General features: G+C 40.6%; 14 protein-coding genes. 6 read left to right on the top strand and 8 right to left on the bottom strand.

Features of this window, described 5'->3' with window-relative positions; all coding sequences use genetic code 11:
* Positions 1-372 precede the first annotated feature (372 nt).
* On the bottom strand, positions 373-1872 hold the full coding sequence (locus L4C37_RS07705) for a carbon starvation CstA family protein (RefSeq protein WP_137374564.1): 1500 nt from the start codon (positions 1870-1872) through the stop codon (positions 373-375).
* 400 nt (positions 1873-2272) lie between these two features.
* Between L4C37_RS07705 and L4C37_RS07700 the strand changes: the two genes are divergently transcribed.
* A complete protein-coding gene (locus tag L4C37_RS07700; RefSeq protein WP_137374565.1) occupies positions 2273-2617 on the top strand; it encodes a DUF2799 domain-containing protein in 345 nt (114 codons plus the stop codon).
* Between the two features lie 153 nt (positions 2618-2770).
* Here the strand turns inward: L4C37_RS07700 and murQ are convergent, their stop codons facing one another.
* Positions 2771-3697, bottom strand: coding sequence for an N-acetylmuramic acid 6-phosphate etherase (murQ, locus tag L4C37_RS07695; RefSeq protein ID WP_137374566.1), 927 nt, complete (start codon positions 3695-3697; stop codon positions 2771-2773).
* 39 nt (positions 3698-3736) lie between these two features.
* Positions 3737-4852, bottom strand: coding sequence for an anhydro-N-acetylmuramic acid kinase (locus tag L4C37_RS07690; RefSeq protein WP_429768278.1), 1116 nt, complete (start codon positions 4850-4852; stop codon positions 3737-3739).
* A gap of 100 nt (positions 4853-4952) precedes the next feature.
* Between L4C37_RS07690 and nagZ the strand changes: the two genes are divergently transcribed.
* The 3 genes from nagZ (at position 4953) to tyrA (ending at position 8555) form a co-directional block, all read left to right on the top strand.
* A complete protein-coding gene (nagZ, locus tag L4C37_RS07685) occupies positions 4953-5942 on the top strand; it encodes a beta-N-acetylhexosaminidase (protein ID WP_429768277.1) in 990 nt (329 codons plus the stop codon).
* 246 nt (positions 5943-6188) lie between these two features.
* Positions 6189-7262 carry a 3-deoxy-7-phosphoheptulonate synthase gene (locus L4C37_RS07680; protein ID WP_137374569.1) on the top strand — a complete coding sequence of 358 codons (1074 nt, stop codon included), beginning with the start codon at positions 6189-6191 and terminating at the stop codon, positions 7260-7262.
* A 165-nt stretch (positions 7263-7427) separates the two neighbouring features.
* Positions 7428-8555, top strand: a complete 1128-nt coding sequence (tyrA, locus tag L4C37_RS07675; RefSeq protein ID WP_372267852.1) for a bifunctional chorismate mutase/prephenate dehydrogenase — start codon at positions 7428-7430, stop codon at positions 8553-8555.
* A 161-nt stretch (positions 8556-8716) separates the two neighbouring features.
* Here tyrA and L4C37_RS07670 read toward each other — a convergent pair whose 3' ends face one another.
* The 3 genes from L4C37_RS07670 to ettA form a co-directional block, all read right to left on the bottom strand.
* Positions 8717-9736, bottom strand: a complete 1020-nt coding sequence (locus L4C37_RS07670) for a M23 family metallopeptidase (protein WP_273296537.1) — start codon at positions 9734-9736, stop codon at positions 8717-8719.
* 53 nt (positions 9737-9789) lie between these two features.
* Positions 9790-10155: a PilZ domain-containing protein gene (locus L4C37_RS07665; RefSeq protein ID WP_137374572.1), complete on the bottom strand. Its 366-nt coding sequence runs from the start codon at positions 10153-10155 to the stop codon at positions 9790-9792.
* Between the two features lie 93 nt (positions 10156-10248).
* Positions 10249-11916: an energy-dependent translational throttle protein EttA gene (gene ettA / locus L4C37_RS07660; protein ID WP_137374573.1), complete on the bottom strand. Its 1668-nt coding sequence runs from the start codon at positions 11914-11916 to the stop codon at positions 10249-10251.
* Positions 11917-12216: 300 nt separating this feature from the next.
* Here ettA and L4C37_RS07655 point away from each other — a divergent pair, with 300 nt between their 5' ends.
* Both L4C37_RS07655 and trpR read left to right on the top strand, forming a co-directional pair.
* Positions 12217-14166: a transglycosylase SLT domain-containing protein gene (locus L4C37_RS07655; protein WP_429768275.1), complete on the top strand. Its 1950-nt coding sequence runs from the start codon at positions 12217-12219 to the stop codon at positions 14164-14166.
* A 257-nt stretch (positions 14167-14423) separates the two neighbouring features.
* Positions 14424-14717 (top strand): trp operon repressor, encoded by a 294-nt coding sequence (gene trpR, locus L4C37_RS07650; RefSeq protein ID WP_137374575.1) that lies wholly within the window; start codon positions 14424-14426, stop codon positions 14715-14717.
* 94 nt (positions 14718-14811) lie between these two features.
* On the opposite strand, the gene yjjX is transcribed toward trpR, so the two are convergent.
* Both yjjX and L4C37_RS07640 read right to left on the bottom strand, forming a co-directional pair.
* On the bottom strand, positions 14812-15336 hold the full coding sequence (gene yjjX / locus L4C37_RS07645) for an inosine/xanthosine triphosphatase (protein WP_137374576.1): 525 nt from the start codon (positions 15334-15336) through the stop codon (positions 14812-14814).
* Between the two features lie 52 nt (positions 15337-15388).
* Positions 15389-17725, bottom strand: a complete 2337-nt coding sequence (locus L4C37_RS07640; protein ID WP_429768274.1) for a putative bifunctional diguanylate cyclase/phosphodiesterase — start codon at positions 17723-17725, stop codon at positions 15389-15391.
* Positions 17726-17747 lie beyond the last annotated feature (22 nt).

The raw sequence follows: 17747 nt of genomic DNA, 5'->3' as shown, positions 1-17747 counted from the left end.
ACCGTCTCAGTGTTTTAACCCACTGTTTAATTCATTTGTAGAGCACTGAAAGATCAGTAGAAAATGAATAATTCAGAGGTATCAAATAACTTAAAAAATGAAAAATCTTCCATGTTTTTCTCCTAGCACTAGAATATTTAGGCGTTTGGTTTTTATCGTTATCTATTTAACCCTAGTGCAGGTCATGGTGGTTTTCCATGCCTATTTCTATTCTTATTTGTTGCTTTAGCAATGCCTTGTTTTTAGTTAGGAAAAACTAAGCCCATCATATGATGGGCTTAGAAGGGTTTACTTAAGCTTTAGATAAACCCAAGTTGCAAGCAAAGGTGTTACTTATTATTGAAGCTGCTGTGATTGTTGAGATCATTGTCTCTATGCAGTTTTAGTGACTGCTTTATTTTCATCAGCTGATTCATCTTGTTCATTTGCGTAGTCACGTTCGCCTTTCCCTTTGGAAATCTTGATGACATAAGCGGTAATCAATAGTGCAGATACAACGCCGACAATAGTCGATAATTGCATTGGTAAGCCAAAGCCAAGTTGGCTGTTACTTAAAATAAAGGTGATACATACTGTTGTCATGAAAATAGCTGGAACGGTTGTTATCCAGTGCAATTTATTATGGCGTAGTAGGTATGCGGATGCTGTCCACAGCATCATGACTGCGGTTGATTGGTTAGCAAAACCAAAGTAGCGCCAGATAATACCGAAATCTACTTGAGTCAAAATGCCACCTAGAACAAACAGAGGTAATGCCATTAGTAGGCGGTTACGAAGAGTTTTCTGTTCCATGTTGAAGTATTCAGCAAGGATAAGACGGCTTGAACGGAAAGCTGTGTCACCAGAAGTGATTGGTAGAATAACCACGCCAAGGAAAGCAAGGATACCACCAAATACACCCAGCAAACCAAATGAAGCGCTGTATACCACGTTACCCGGACCACCATTTGCAATCGCGTCAGACAGAGACTCAACTGAACCGAAGAACGATAGAGCAAGTGCACACCAGATTAGAGCAATGATACCCTCACCAATCATTGCACCGTAGAAAACGAAACGGCCGTTCTTTTCATTTTCCATACAACGCGCCATAAGTGGTGACTGAGTCGCGTGGAAACCTGATATAGCGCCACAAGCAATAGTGATGAATAGTGCAGGCCAAAGTGGTAGGTCATTTGGATTCATGTTGGTGAACATGTCTTTCATCTCAAAGCCACCCATGATTTGGTGCTCGTCTGATAAGCCAATCGCAGTGATTAATCCAACAGACATGAAAATCAGCAGTGCGCCAAACAGTGGGTAGAAACGACCAATAATCTTATCTACAGGGACAACAGTAGCGATGATGTAGTAGGCAAAGATAATCACAACCATTGTAGACATCGACATGGTGAAATCAGTTTGGTCATTGACTAGGTTAGTAATCATACCTGCAGGTGCTGAAACAAAAACAACCCCAACAAGAAGAAGTAGGACAATGGCAAAGATATTCATAAAGTGTTTTGCGCCATTACCTAAATAACGTCCAGTGATAGTAGGAACTGAAGCTCCGCCATTACGGATAGATAACATGCCAGAGAAGTAGTCGTGAACTGCGCCTGCAAATACACAGCCTAGAACAATCCATAACATTGCGGCAGGACCGTATAAAGCCCCCATAATCGGTCCAAATATTGGTCCAACACCTGCGATGTTAAGTAATTGAACTAAATATACTTTAGGTGTCGACATGGGTACGAAATCCACGCCATCTTGTTTGGTAATTGCTGGGGTTTTACGGTTTTCATTGATACCGAAAACCTTTTCGATAAAAGTACCGTAAATAAAATAGCCACCAATTAAAGCTGCTACGCAAGTTAGAAACCACATCATAACGTGTTATCCCTGAGTTGAATGAGTAAGTCAGAGTGCATACTAGAATAAGGAAATAGAAGCTTCACGCGATACTGAAGCGAGTGGTCGAATGGCGAGTTTAGTGGTGCTTATCTGAATTAAGTGGTTTGGAGGAAGCTTGAGTGGTTTAGGATAAGTGCGAGTGGCTAATTAAAATGTCTAAGTGGTTATTAATCTATTTAAGTGGTTCTATCTGTTAGGTTGCCAGCTTTTACAAATATCTAACGCTTTGCTATATCGAGAGTTTCACTAATGCTTAGTTTGTTGGAACACTTCAGACCAATGCAAATATGACTACTGATTAAAAGGGATTTAAATCGTTCACTGGTTATTATTGCCTTTTAGTGGCAACCTATAGTTATAAAAGTAAGGGATTGAAATGAAAAGAATAACAACGTGTTTATTGGCTATGGCTGCATTGTCAGGTTGTACGGCAAACCTTCAAGATCTAGCAAATGAAGGTGACTGGGTCGAAATAGGTTATCGAGACGGTGTGAAAGGAAACCCTCAACGTCTATATAGTGAGTTATCAGCATTAGGCAGTGTTGATCAAGCGAGTTATGAAACGGGTTATCAGCAAGGTGTAGAAGAGTTTTGCGATCCGAACCATGCCTTTCAAATTGGGCTGTCAGGTCAGTATTACGAAGGAGTATGCGCAGGCTTCGAGCATGCTCAGCAGTTCCGTATGGAGTGGCAACGTGGTTGGACTGAATACAGTAACTAGGTTTTTCTTTTTAAGATCTAGTTGAGTACATTCAACTTAACGCGCTTTTTATCTTTAAGACGATTAGAGATGCAAAGCGCGTTTTGTTTTTAACGAGACCTACATTTAATGAGATCTATATTCAATGAGGTCTATATTCAATGAGGTCTAAATCTAAAGCTCAGTATTGATCTCGACAGCCTTACGTAGGAAACCTTGCTGTTTCGAAAGTTGTAGCTTTGCGGTAGCTAAATCTAGATCAGTTAAGATCATTAAGATCGCAAGTTTAACCTCGTAGTTGGTTTCTCTTAAGGTCGATACGGCTTGATGCTTCTCACAGTCTGTTGCTTGCATAACAATTCTTGCCGCTCGAGCGACCAGCTTTTCATTGGTCGCTTTTACATCCACCATCAAGTTCTGATAGCTTTTTCCTATTCTGATCATACTCGCAGTCGTCAGCATGTTGAGAACCAATTTTTGCGCTGTGCCTGACTTTAAGCGTGTTGAGCCCGTCAATGCTTCAGGACCAACTACCGGGCTTATGGCGATTTTAGCAATGTCAGCAATTGGAGAGTCAGGGTTACAAGATAGGGCAATGCTAGTGGCACCGATCTCATTAGCATACTCCAAACCGCCAATAACATAAGGTGTTCTACCACTTGCGGCAATCCCAACTAACACATCATTTTCAGTAAAATTAATGTCTTTTAGGTCGTTTTCCCCAAGTTCAGGTGAATCTTCGGCTCCTTCTTTTGCTTTTAATATTGCCTCTGGTCCACCGGCAATAAGACCCACTACCATTTGGTCAGAAACACCAAAAGTCGGTGGGCACTCAGATGCATCAAGTACCCCTAAACGACCACTGGTGCCTGCGCCCATATAAATAAGTCGAGCACCTTTTCTAAATGCTTCCGTTATTTTATCTACGGCTTGAGCGATTTCGGGTAAAACTTTTTCGACAGCTAGAGGGACTTGTTTATCTTGCTGGTTAATACGTTCAATTATCTCGTGTGATGAAAGAAGGTCTATATCCATGGTGTCTGGGTTTCGTCCTTCAGAGACGAGTTGAGATAAGGCTGAAATTAAAGCGTCGTTGGTCATAGGTATCCTTAAAGATTGTCTACGAGCAGCTGTGGGAGGTCAGTCTGCATAATATAAAACACCCAAAGAGGCGAGCTTACTCGCCCCAGTCACTTCAGGTAAATTACTAGGTAAGTTATGAATTCGTCGTTGGGCAAGCCATGCGAAAGCCATTGCTTCCATATAATCAGCGCTGACACCTTTTGAATCTGTGGAGGCAACATTCCAATTAGGGAGTAATCGAGTAAGCCTTTCCATGATGAGTGGGTTACAGGCGCCACCGCCACAAACCAGTAATTCAGGTTCGGTGCCCAAGTGATAGCGGTTAACTTCGTTTGCTATTGTGGTTGCGGTAAATTCACAAAGTGTACATTGAACATCTTCAGGTGATAAATGGGTAAATTGAGATAACTGTTTTTCGAGCCAAGGTAAATTAAATAGTTCTCGCCCAGTACTTTTTGGAGGACGTTGCTCGAAATAAGCGTTACTTAGTAGTTGTTCTAATAATGGTTCGTGAGTAGATCCTTGCTTAGCAAATTGTGCATCACGATCGAACTTCTGGTTGAGGTGTTTATCAACCCAAGCGTCCATGAGCATGTTGCCAGGTCCGGTGTCATAGCCAAGTACTGGGTGATTTGGTCGCAGAACGGAAATGTTGGCAATGCCACCAATATTTAGGACGATAACTGAGCTAGAGCTTGCTTTGAATATCGTGTGATGAAATGCAGGGACTAAAGGTGCACCTTGCCCGCCTAACGCCATATCTTTTCGTCTAAAGTCAGCAATCGTTTGAATACCTGTTTTGGTCGCAATGACGTTGGCATCACCTAACTGCATAGTAAAGGGAGAAGAGCCTGTAGGTTGATGAAAAACCGTTTGACCATGGTTACCTACCGCAGTGATATCTTTTGCAGAGTAGCCAGACCTTTTGAGTAAATCTAATACGGCATCAGCAAAGAGGTGACCAAGCTGGTGGTCTATTTCACCAATGGTTTTTAAATCTGTAGCTTGACCAATACAAACATTGAATAAGCTTTGTTTAAGACTATTAGGCATTGGGTAGTCACCATGGGCAATAAGGGAAATTTTATTGCCATTAATGTTGACTAATGCTGTGTCGACTCCATCCATGCTAGTGCCAGACATCACACCAATATAAAGCTCTCTCTGTTTCATTCCTAAACTCTTCCGACATTGGGTTAAAAACATTGTAATGCAAAATCAAAGGGAATAATCTCGATAAGTTTATGAATTTTAGGCTTAGTAAGGGATAAATATGGGACCGTTATGGCTCGATGTCGCAGGTTATGAATTGACGGCAGAAGATAAAGAAGTTTTGGAGCATCCAACCGTAGGTGGTGTCATATTATTTGCTCGTAACTATTATGATAGTGAGCAGCTTCTAGCCTTGAATACCGCTGTAAGAAAAGCGGCTAAGCGTCCTATTTTAATTGGTGTTGACCAAGAAGGCGGAAGAGTTCAGCGTTTTCGTGACGGGTTTTCTATCATTCCTGCTGCTCAAGAATTTGCGAAACATAAAAATGGTGAAGAATTAGCGGAGCAAGCTGGCTGGCTAATGGCGGCTGAGCTGATTGCTCACGATATTGATTTAAGCTTCGCGCCTGTTTTGGATAAAGGTCATGAGTGTAAAGCGATAGGAAACCGTGCTTTCGGCGATAATATTGAGACTATTGTTCGCTATAGCAGTGCATTCATATCGGGCATGAAGTCAGTTGGAATGGCAACAACGGGTAAACACTTCCCTGGGCACGGTGGTGTGATTGCTGATTCCCATTTAGAAACCCCTTATGACGAGCGCCATGATATTTTTGAAACTGATATGGCTATCTTTAAGGCTCAAATTGAAGCTGGCATTCTTGATGCAATGATGCCAGCGCATGTGATTTATCCCAATTACGATAGCCAGCCAGCTAGTGGTTCTAAATACTGGCTTCAGACTGTACTTAAGCAGCAGTTAGGGTTCAAAGGGCTCATTTTCTCTGATGACTTAACTATGGAAGGGGCGGCAATTATGGGTGGACCCGCCGACAGAGCGAAGGCTGCTTTGAATGCGGGTTGTGACATGGTGTTGATGTGTAATAAACGAAATGCACAAATTGAAGCTCTTGATCACTTAGCTATTCAAGAGGTGTCTTTAGCTAACTCATTGCTTAAAAAACGCAACTTTGATTTACCAACTCTTCATTCGGATAGCCGATGGAAAGAGGCTTCAGAACAAATTAAGCGAATGCTAAACGCTGGGTGATAAATAAACACTCTATAAGTTTTAAGGAGGCGATATGAGAAATATCGTCTTTTTTGTATGTGTGAGACGCGGTTTAGAACTATTTGTATCTTATAACTAATTAAAATCTTAGTGTAAATATTAATTTACACTAAATGTTTTTTATTATTTACACTTGCAATCGTTTTTATAGCTGTTATTTTAGTTTCTAAAGATTGTTAGCCCATATGGATGTCTGGGTGTAAAAATAAATATACAGGTTGAGTTATGCAAAAGAGTGAATTAAGCAATGTCAATATTATCGACGAACAGGTACTGATTACTCCTGAAGAACTTAAAGAAAAACTGCCTTTAAGTGATAACGCTCGTCGCTTTATTCAAGAGTCTCGCGAAACTATCGCTAATATCATTCATAAGAAAGATCACCGTATGCTTGTAGTGTGTGGTCCTTGTTCTATTCATGATCTAGAAGCTGCGAAAGAGTACGCGAAACGCCTTAAAGCATTGTCTGAAGAGCTTAGTGACCAACTGTATATTGTGATGCGTGTGTACTTTGAAAAGCCAAGAACTACCGTTGGCTGGAAAGGTTTAATCAATGACCCGCATTTAGATGGCACTTTCGATATAGAGCATGGTTTGCATGTAGGTCGTGAGCTTCTTGTTGAACTAGCAGAGATGGAAATTCCATTAGCGACAGAGGCACTTGATCCTATTAGCCCACAATACTTAGCCGATACATTTAGCTGGGCAGCAATTGGTGCTCGTACTACCGAGTCACAAACACACCGTGAAATGGCAAGTGGTCTATCTATGCCAATTGGCTTCAAAAACGGTACTGATGGCAACTTAGGTACGGCAATTAACGCAATGCAAGCGGCTTCTTCAAGCCACCGTTTCATGGGTATTAGCCGCGAAGGTCAAGTTGCATTACTGACTACTCAAGGTAACCCAAATGGTCATGTGATTTTACGTGGCGGTAAGCAGACTAACTACGATTCAGTATCCGTTCATGAGTGTGAGCAAGAGCTTCAAAAAACAGGTCTTGATGCTGCATTAATGGTGGATTGCAGCCATGCAAACTCTCGTAAAGATTACCGACGTCAGCCATTGGTTGCTGAAGATGTGATTCACCAAATTCGTGAAGGTAATAAATCTATTATTGGTCTAATGATTGAGAGTCATTTGAACGAAGGTAACCAGTCTTCTGATATCCCTCTAAATGAAATGAAGTATGGTGTTTCAATTACGGATGCATGTATCAATTGGGATTCAACTGAGGCACTATTAAAACATGCACATACGGAGTTAGTCCCGTTCTTAGAAAACCGCCTGAAAGGTTAGTTAGCTACAAGTTAAGGTTTTTAACTAAAACTTTTTAATTAAGATGTTAGCTAAAGTTTATTAGTCAGAGTTTAAAGTTTAAGTGCCTCATTGATTTGGGGCATTTAAAGATCTGTCGTTAGTGAGATTCGGGCTAGCACAGGCTTATAGATAGTAAGGAATAAAATGGCCGTTGAACTGAACGCATTACGCGACCAAATCGATGCAGTCGATAAACAAATGTTGGATTTACTGGCTCAGCGCCTTTCTTTAGTTGAGAAAGTCGGAGAGGTTAAAAGTGAGCACGGTTTGCCTATTTATGTACCAGAGCGCGAAGCCGCAATGCTTGCCTCGCGTCGTAAAGAAGCTGAAAAAATCGGTGTACCGCCACAGTTAATTGAAGATATTTTACGTCGCACCATGCGTGAGTCTTATGCCAGTGAGAAAGACTCTGGTTTTAAGTGCCTTAAGCCAGAATTGCGTTCAGTGGTTATTGTTGGTGGTAATGGTCAACTTGGTGGCTTGTTTGGACGTATGTTCAAGCTTTCTGGTTACGATGTGAAAATCTTAGGAAGTAAAGACTGGGATAAAGCTGATGAGCTACTAGACAATGCTGGTCTTGTTGTTGTTACAGTGCCAATCCACTTGACGGAAGGTGTAATTGAAAAGCTAGGTAACTTGCCGAGTGACTGTATCTTATGTGATTTAACATCCATTAAGTCTAAGCCTCTGCAAACTATGCTTAACATGCATTCAGGTCCTGTTGTGGGTTTACACCCGATGTTTGGTCCTGACGTTCCAAGCCTTGCTAAACAAGTGATTGTTTACAGTGATGGTCGTGATGAAGAAAGCTACCAGTGGCTATTAAAACAATTTGCTATTTGGGGTGCTAGCCTATGCCAAATGGATGCCGCTGAGCATGATCATGGTATGACCTTAATTCAAGCACTCCGCCACTTCACTTCATTTGCTTACGGTCTTCACTTAAGTAAAGAAAACCCTAACATTGATCAGTTGTTGAAACTTAGCTCGCCAATCTACCGATTGGAAATTGCGATGGTTGGTCGTCTGTTTGCACAAGACCCTAACCTATACGGTGACATCATTCTTTCATCGGATGAAAACATTGAGATGATTAGACGTTTCCATAATTGTTTTGGGGAAGCATTGAAGATTTTAGATGGTAAGGATAAGGAAACCTTTGTTCAAAGCTTCAATCAAGTTAGTGATTGGTTTGGTGATTACTCTCAACAGTTTTTAGAAGAAAGTCAGAACCTATTAAAGCAAGCCCATGACTCTATTCATAGAGGCTAGAATCGGTTTTAAATCATAAAAAAGAGCGACCATTTGGTCGCTCTTTTTTGTATTGAATGTCTAGACAGCATTCGGTCTATAGTAGGCCAGAAGCAATTCGCTCATAGTAGACTAGAAGTAATTAGCTCATCATAGCCCCAAAGCAATTAGATCATAATAGGCTAATTAGTCGTGATAGGCTTTTTGCTATCTTCACTCGATACCGTTTCAATACTTGAATCTTTGTATGGAACATTGGTTAAATTAATTTGCAGCCTAACCACGTTATCAATTAATTGAACAAGTGGACCCCATTTCACTTTTGTTTCTTTTTCGAAAACGTAATTAAAGTTCTCGGGTGTCCAATCCATTAAGTACTGAGGGTTAAGTGAACGCCCTAAAAAGCGTACTTCATAGTGCAAATGAGGACCGGTAGAGTTACCAGAGTTACCACACTTTGCGATTACATCGCCTTTACTCACAAATTGACCGCTGCGAACATTAAACTTTTGCAAGTGAGCATATGAACTCATGAAACCAAAAGAGTGACGCATAGTTAGGAAGTTACCAAAGCCTTTTTTACTTGGTCTGACGGTTTCGATCACCCCATCAGCAGGAGCTAGGATTTCTTCACCACGCTTACAAGTCAGGTCAATACCTGTATGAGTATGTCTCTTGCCCGTTATAGGGTTAGTTCTTCGACCGTAAGATGATGAGATGCGTTGGTAAGCCATAGGGCTATCATTAGGAATCAAACGAAACATGGTCGCTCTTACCGCTGAATCAATTGCAGCAGCATCAATACGATCTTCTAAAGTCGAATCATCCGCTAACAAGTCTTCATCGGCTAGACCTAAAACAGATTCGACATCAAAAACACGTTTTCCAAGCAGTTGAATTTTCCCTTCTTTTTCTGTTAATTCTTGTGATAAAGAGTGGTTGGTGTCCACCTGCTCTTGATACAGAGATTCCACTTCACCTTTTTCAATATGAAGTTGGCTAAGGGCACTTTCAAATTCAGCTTGTTTTTCAGAAGTTGTAATCTGTTGGTTTTGATTTTCTGAATATAAATATACAGATCCGCCTATTAAGACAGGCACAGATAATAGTGCAGAGGCAATTAATAAAAGGGATTTTCGACCAAAGTAAAACGTCTGTTCCCCTTGGCCAGAAGGAATAGTGATAGAAACTTTTTGGGACATAACTACATAACAAAATGGTTTATTTAACTAACTAGAGCATTTGCTTATTGAATTTAGCTGCCTAGGTCGGATAGGTGTTCAATTTCGCGGTGAAGTAACTCATCATCACCGACATTAAGTTCAACTAAGCGTTTCAAATGACTAATACTATCAATATCTAAATGCTCTATGCGTAAACGCATTGAGGTATTGTTGGTAGAAATAATTGAAGCTTCTAGTTGAATCACTACATCACTATCATTTAGCTGAAAGCTAACATGAAGAGGTAAAGAGTGATTGAATAACAAAGCATCATCGCACTGCAGTAATACACCATGTAGCGATAAATCTTGAACAAAACCATTGAGTTGTAATCGGTCTTGTGAAGCTTTAGCTGGAACCTGGTAAATGATTCGTGAAAATCGACGTCTTTCAACCATAGTAGTTCTCTCTCATGATTTATTATAAGTACGATGACTTGTAAATATCTAAGGTCGCGATAATAGCGACCTTAGATTAAAATACAAGCAAATTTACTTAGCGATACGCTTGTACTTAATACGGTGAGGCTCTGCAGCTTGTGCACCGATAGTCTGTTTTAGCCATTCAGTATAGTCAGTATAGTTGCCTTCGTAGAAGTTAACCTGACCTTCATCACGGTAATCTAGAATATGAGTAGCAATACGGTCTAAGAACCAACGGTCATGCGAGATAACCATTGCACAACCAGGGAACTCAAGAAGCGCTTCTTCAAGTGCTCGTAGTGTTTCAACATCTAGGTCATTGGTAGGCTCATCGAGTAGTAATACGTTACCACCTGCTTTTAGCAGTTTCGCTAAGTGAACACGGTTACGTTCACCACCAGACAATTCACCGATAATCTTCTGCTGATCGATACCCTTGAAGTTGAAGCGAGAGCAGTATGCACGTGCAGGGATTTCGAAGTTGTTGATCTTAATGATATCAGCGCCTTCAGAGATCTCTTGGAATACTGTTTTAGTGTCGTCCATGCTGTCACGGAACTGATCAACAGAAGCAAGCTTAACTGTTTCGCCCAGTTCAACTGTGCCTGAATCTGGCTGTTCAGCACCACTTAGCATCTTGAACAGAGTCGATTTACCAGCACCGTTAGCACCCACGATACCTACGATGGCACCCTTAGGCATGCTGAACGATAGGTCGTCGATAAGAACGCGATCACCAAATGACTTTGTTAGGTTCTTAACTTCAAGAACTTTGTCGCCTAGACGCTCACCTGGCGGGATGAACAGTTCGTTGGTTTCGTTACGTTTCTGATATTGACCAGTTGTTAGCTCTTCAAAACGAGCCATACGAGCTTTAGATTTAGCTTGACGACCTTTCGGGTTTTGACGAACCCATTCCAGTTCTTTCTCGATCGTCTTTTGACGAGCGCTTTCACCAGCTTTCTCTTGCTTCAAACGCTCATCTTTTTGCTCTAACCAAGATGTGTAGTTACCTTCCCATGGAATACCTTCGCCACGGTCAAGTTCTAGAATCCAGCCAGCAGCGTTGTCTAGGAAGTAACGGTCGTGGGTAATCGCCACAACAGTACCGCTGTAATCAACAAGGAAGTGCTCAAGCCATGCTACTGATTCTGCATCCAAGTGGTTGGTTGGTTCATCAAGAAGCAGCATGTCTGGTTTTTCAAGAAGCAGACGACAGATAGCAACACGACGACGCTCACCACCTGATAGGAATTCAATTTTCGCATCCCACTCTGGAAGACGAAGTGCGTCAGCTGCACGCTCTAGAGCAGTCTCTAGGTTGTGACCGTCTTTTGCTTGAATTAGAGCTTCTAGCTCACCTTGTTCTTTAGCAAGAGCGTCGAAATCTGCATCTGGTTCTGCATAAGCAGCGTAAACCGCATCAATACGCTTAAGTGCATCAGCAACGTCAGAAACGGCTTCTTCAACGATTTCACGAACAGTTTTTGATTCATCAAGTACAGGCTCTTGCGGTAGGTAACCGACGTTAAGACCTTGCTGTGCGCGTGCCTCACCATCGATATCAGTATCAATACCAGCCATGATACGTAGTAGGGTAGATTTACCTGAACCATTTAGACCCAAAACACCGATTTTAGCGCCAGGAAAAAAGCTAAGAGAAATGTCTTTAAGAATTTGACGCTTAGGTGGAACAGTTTTGCTCACCCGAGACATGGTATATACGTATTCAGCCATTGCCGATCGATCCTAATTATTGTTCAAAATTATTGGCTATTTTATACCAATATTGGGGAATATGTTACTCCCTGCCAATAAATCGTATTTTGATGCTTGTTCTATGGAGTCTTAGATAATTTTTATCTTTAAAATTCTCAATAAATACAGGGAACGGGCGCTGTTAGTCTTCATACCGTAATAATTCAGATGAAGTATTGTTAATTTAATAATATTTACACTCAAAACCTTTACATTTACTGCGATGTTTGGCGTTAATAGAGGAATTGCATATCAAATACGCACTAAGGAATAGAGCGGATGTTTTCTCGAATTTTAAAATCTAAATTAACGGCGTTAACCGCGGCTATTGTGTCATCTATATCAATGGTTCCAGATGGGCTTGCCAGCGTTGTCTCTGAATTAGAAATGCAGCGAATCAATTACGAAAAAGCACAAGACATTCTTGATAAGAAAGATTTAAAAGCTTACCAAGCGATTCGCCCTAGTATTACCGCTTATCCTTTAACGCCATATGTCGATTATCGAGCTTTTTTGGTTGGACTCGATAAAAAATCTCCAGCTGAAGTCAGAGCCTTTATTGCTGAGAATAAAGCTTTTCCTTTCTCTAATCGTATCAGCGCTCCTTATCTATCTGCTTTGTCTAAAAATAAAGATTGGGAAGGAGTACTTGAGTATCAAATACAAGAGCCTGTCGGAGAAAAATACCAATGTATTTATTACCGAGCTCACTATGAACGAGAGCAACATGAAATTGCTTTTAATGGTGCAAAGCAATTATGGCTAAGCGGCAATGGCGTCGATGATCAATGTGACCCACTTTTTAACTATTGGGATAAAGCTGGACTACGAACAGATGAACTAATCTTAGAGCGAATGTTGTTAGCTTTCGAAAATCGTAATGGCAAGCTGATGAGCTATCTAACAAAGCAATTAGACAGTGAAGAGTCAATTGCTCAAGCAAAAGCGATGAAGGCTATTTACCGTAAGCCGGAAGGCGTTTTGACTTTCGCGAAAAAATACCCAGCTAATGACTTTTATCGTTCTCAAACTGAGTTTGCATTTGAAAAGCTGGCAAGGAAGTCTTCTACAGAAGCGCAGTCAGTTTTCAATGATGTAATGAAAGCGCAAAAATTCCCTGAGAAAAAGCAACAAGAGCTGGCTGATTATGTTTCATTCCGCTTAATAAATACCGACTCAGATGCGCTTGCAGTATGGCGAGATGACGTTATCAGCACAACGTCAAGACAAACGTTATTAGAGCGAAGAGCACGTCTTGCAATTCAACATGCTGATTGGTCAGGTCTTGTGAAGTGGGTATCGAAATTGGATGAATCCCATCAAGCTTCTTTACGTTGGCAATATTGGTTAGGGCGTGCTGAAGTTGAAACTGGCAAGGTAACACAAGGCAAGCAGCGATTAATGGCAATCACGGGGCAGAGAAATTTTTATAGTGTAGCGGCAGCAAAAGAAATCAAGCAGTCAATTAATTATTCGACTTCAACATTAAAGTTAGAGCGTGAAAAAGTTGCGCCTTATAAAGAAACATTAGTGCGTATCTCTGAGTTAATTGATGTAGATAAAATTGCCGCAGCAAAAAGTGAATGGCGATGGTTACTTTCGAATGTAACCAAAGAAGAAAAGGCAATGCTTGCGGCTTATGCTGCACAAAAAGGGTGGAATCACTTATCTGTGACCGCTAGTATCTCAGCCAAAATATGGGATAACATTACCCTTAGGTTTCCTGTCGCTCATAAGTGGTGGTTTAACTTTTATGCAGAGAAAAACGATCTAGATCCTATTACCTTGATGTCTCTAGCAAGGCAAGAAAGCGCACTCGATGCTGATGCTAATTCTCCGGTGGGTGCTCGTGGGATCATGCAGATTATGCCTGCTACCGCTAAATATACAGCGAAAAAATATAAGCTAGCGTATCAAGGTCGTGATGAGCTTTATGAGGTGGGAAAAAATATTGAGATTGGTAGCCACTACCTAGATGGCTTATTGAATCAATATGATAACAACCGAATCTTTGCTTTAGCAGCTTACAATGCAGGTCCAAACCGAGTGAAGCTATGGCGTAAAAGAACGGATGGTAAGCTTGATGCGTATGCCTTCATTGAAGCGATTCCATTTAAGGAAACTCGTGGTTATGTTCAAAATATCTTGATGTTTGAAACGTATTACCGAGACATTTTAGGTGTGGATGGTGCTTTTTTGAATGAGCATGAAGTTCACCAGAATTACTAATTCATGAGAGTGACTAATTCACCAAAGCGGCTAGTTGAATTGTGAGTGTGAGTCAGCCTTATTGGTTACTTACGCTCTTTAATATTGAATAGTTTTGCGTGTTTCGGTATACCTAGTGACAAATCGTATGAACGGTATTAACAAAATGTGCCGTTCATTAAGCAGCATGGATGAGAGCAAGCATTCGATTATTTTCTGATGCATATCTGTCTCATTCATGGTTCTAGCATGAATAAATCAAGAAGTAAGTGTAGATCATGGCATCACAACCAGAATATGAAAATTGGCAGCAGTTAATGGATTTAGTAAAAAGTGCCGCAGATAACGGGCAGCATGAACTACTACTGACAATGATGATGACTTCTGATGAAAGAGATGCCTTAGTGGCAAGAGTGAATATCCTTTGTGAGTTGATAAAAGGTGATATATCACAAAGGCAGGTTAGCCAGATGCTCGGGGTGGGTGTTGCAACTATTACTCGTGGTTCTAATGAGTTAAAAGCTAAATCTGACCAAGAAAAAGCAGAAATTGCTCAGTTACTTTTGAAGTAATAATTTTTTACTCAACTCAGATAAAAACGCTAGCCTAGTTGCTAGCGTTTTTACGTTTTATCATTCGATAAATTTTCTGAAAACAGAGGGTGAGTTACGATACTGGAAAGTGCTCTGGGTTCATGAAAGGAATGAGAGCTAAAATCAGAGCTTGGTGATACACAGAGCTTCGAGACAGTTGATTATGTGTCAAAAGCCCAATAGCTCCACCTTGCTGCTTAATATTGTTGGTTCCAAAAACGTCATCCATCACGTCACCGAGCTCGTTAGCGTGTTCTAATTTATTTAAAACGGCTGGTGGAAGCATAAGGCTTGCAGAACGAGACTCGCCTCTTTGCCCTTGAGATTCAATGATCATCCAGGCGAAAGTAATAGAACCTTCTATTCCGGCTTCCAGCCCTACATAAAAATGTGCATTAGGGTGAGCCAGAGCTGAGTTTCTTACTCGGTTCTCGGCGCCTAAATAAGTTTCATCGTTAGTCATGGGTTGATCTGCAACACCGCTGTCTACACTCACTCCAGTAAACGTGAAGTCTTCATTGGGTAAAGCCGATTGGAAAGCACTTTTAACAGCATTAATTTTTGCTGGGTTTAGCGAGGCAATGACAACAGATTTCATTGTTTAACTCTTATTGGCAGATGGACGTTAGTGAGAGTAATACTACTTGATGCTAATTATATAGTGATTGAGTGTTAGTGCTCAAACGTGTTTGTGACCAATATTTTAGTTCTTCAATCGGCATAGGCTTTCCGAAATAGTAACCTTGCATAAAGTCACATTGGTAGTTAGCAAGCCATTGGTACATATCTTCTGTTTCTATCCCTTCGGCTGTCACCATTTTATTTTGAGCATGGCACAGTTCGATGATTGGTTTAACAATATGCTGATTATTGGTTGCCATTAGCGTTTCTAAAAACACTTTATCTAATTTGATTTTTTGAACAGGATACTGAACAAGTTGTGTGATAGAAGTGTACCCAGAACCGAAGTCATCAATCGCTAGCTTATAGCCAAGGCGAGCTAATTCATGAAGTAATGGAAAACCTTGAGATTCTGATTCAAATGTTTCAGTTATTTCAAAATCAATCAATTCGGGGGGAATACGATTAGCTTTAGCGTGTTGATGAATAAATTCGGATAATCTTATCGTTTCTAGCTCTGCAGAAGATAGGTTAATGGATAGCTGAATAGCGTGAGGAAATTGGTCTTGGACCTTGTGAAACGATGCAAATGCATTTTTGATTACCCATTTGTCGACCAGATCGAATAGCCCTGTTTGTTCTGCTATAGGGATAAATTCATCAGGGGAGACAAACCCTAACTCTTTAGAAAACCAACGCAATAATACTTCGACACCAATAACTTTTTGTCCTGCGGTATCTAAATAGGGCATATACATCAATTTAAACTCATCATCAAAATGATTTTCTCTTAATGCTCTTTCTATATCTGCGCGGCGCTGTACAACCTTATCGAGATCTAAAGAATAATATGCGTGTTGGTTTTTTCCTGCTCGCTTTGCTTGATACATAGCAGTATCTGCATTGGAGATAAGTTTTTCTATGTTGTCGCCATCAGAAGGGTAGGTTGCAATACCAATACTGGCGGTAATAGGGAAGTTGCCAAGTTCAGTAATGAAGCCGTGTTGCATTGGCGCGAGTAATTGATCAGAAAAATCTTTCGCAACATTACCTGAGTTAGCTGGAGCATTGATGAATACAGAGAATTCATCTCCCGATAATCGTGAAACCATGCAAGTGGCATAATGGTGGCTTTGGTAAGTATCGCAGATGTTCGAAATTCTCTGAGCAAATGCCACCAAAATAGAGTCACCAATTTGGTGTCCGTACTTATCATTTACGAATTTGAAATTATCTAAGTCAAGATAAAGAACCCAAATAGAACGGTTTATATTAGGAACTGATAAGGATATTTCAGCATGGTTTTGAAACTGATGTCGATTCGCTATTTGAGTGAGTTGGTCCTTTTCAGCTAAGATTTTGGTTTGCTGATAAGTGTTATCTAACTCTTGATACATAGTGTAAAAGCGATCTGATAGGCGTCCAATTTCATCATTGCTGCCAAGGCGTTCGATGTTTTTCCGTTGTCGTCTTTCCACTTGTTTTAGTTGTGAATCTAAGCGTGTGATGGGGGTGATAATTGTGCGATATAGTAAGGTAAGCACCAGCCCCATGGTGACAAAGGCAGACAGCACAAACGAAGCTGTGATTTCGTTCCAGATTGAATTGAGTTTATTTCTCATCAAAAATGGAGCGGGATCAACGGTTGCATATAGTGCGGGTGATAACAGTATGGATTGAGTTAACCCTGTTTTTGTTTGAATTCGTTCAGAAGAAAAGAACAAACTGGTTTGATAATCGTATTCGATTTGTTTACGTAACGTATTGAATTTATCCAATGAAACGGATACTACAACAAAGAAAACATCGTTGACTTGATAGCTCAGTGGTGTTGCAAGAGTACGTTGATCTAATACTTCATAGCGAACCAACATTCCCTCACCTTGAGAGTTACGAGTGTAACTTATATTCGAGGTTTCTAGGGTCGATTGGTAGCTGTAGTTAATGTGTTCAAGGATTTTGGGGTCAATCTGGGCTAATTGCTCATGGCTGTTTTCGGCATAATATAAAACATCACGATTTCCATCTAATAGAGCAAGACCTGTAAAACTGTTATTTCCATCTTGGAGTAAATTAATGGTCTCTTTCAGGTTTTCAACCAGCTCTAATTCTCTATATGGATTATCTTTGAGAAGAAAGTAACGTTTTATGATGTCACTCTTAGTTAGCGTATATGAGTAACTATTCAGAAATGAACGAGCCTGGCGAAAATGTCCCGCTAATTTCTCCATATCAAGCTGTAAAGAATTCTCTTCCCGCTTAATAAAAGCATCTTTCTGGTTGGTATAAATGATGTAGCTAGACACCGCCGTACTGCAAAGTATGACAGGGGCAATGAGAAGTAAAATTTTAGTACTTAGCTTCATGACGGGCTACAACAGTATTTAT

Source organism: Vibrio kagoshimensis, assembly GCF_050337535.1.
GTDB classification, from domain to species: Bacteria; Pseudomonadota; Gammaproteobacteria; order Enterobacterales; family Vibrionaceae; genus Vibrio; species Vibrio gallaecicus.
Note: the sequence above shows the minus strand (reverse complement) of the source record. Positions and strands in the feature narration are given on the sequence as shown.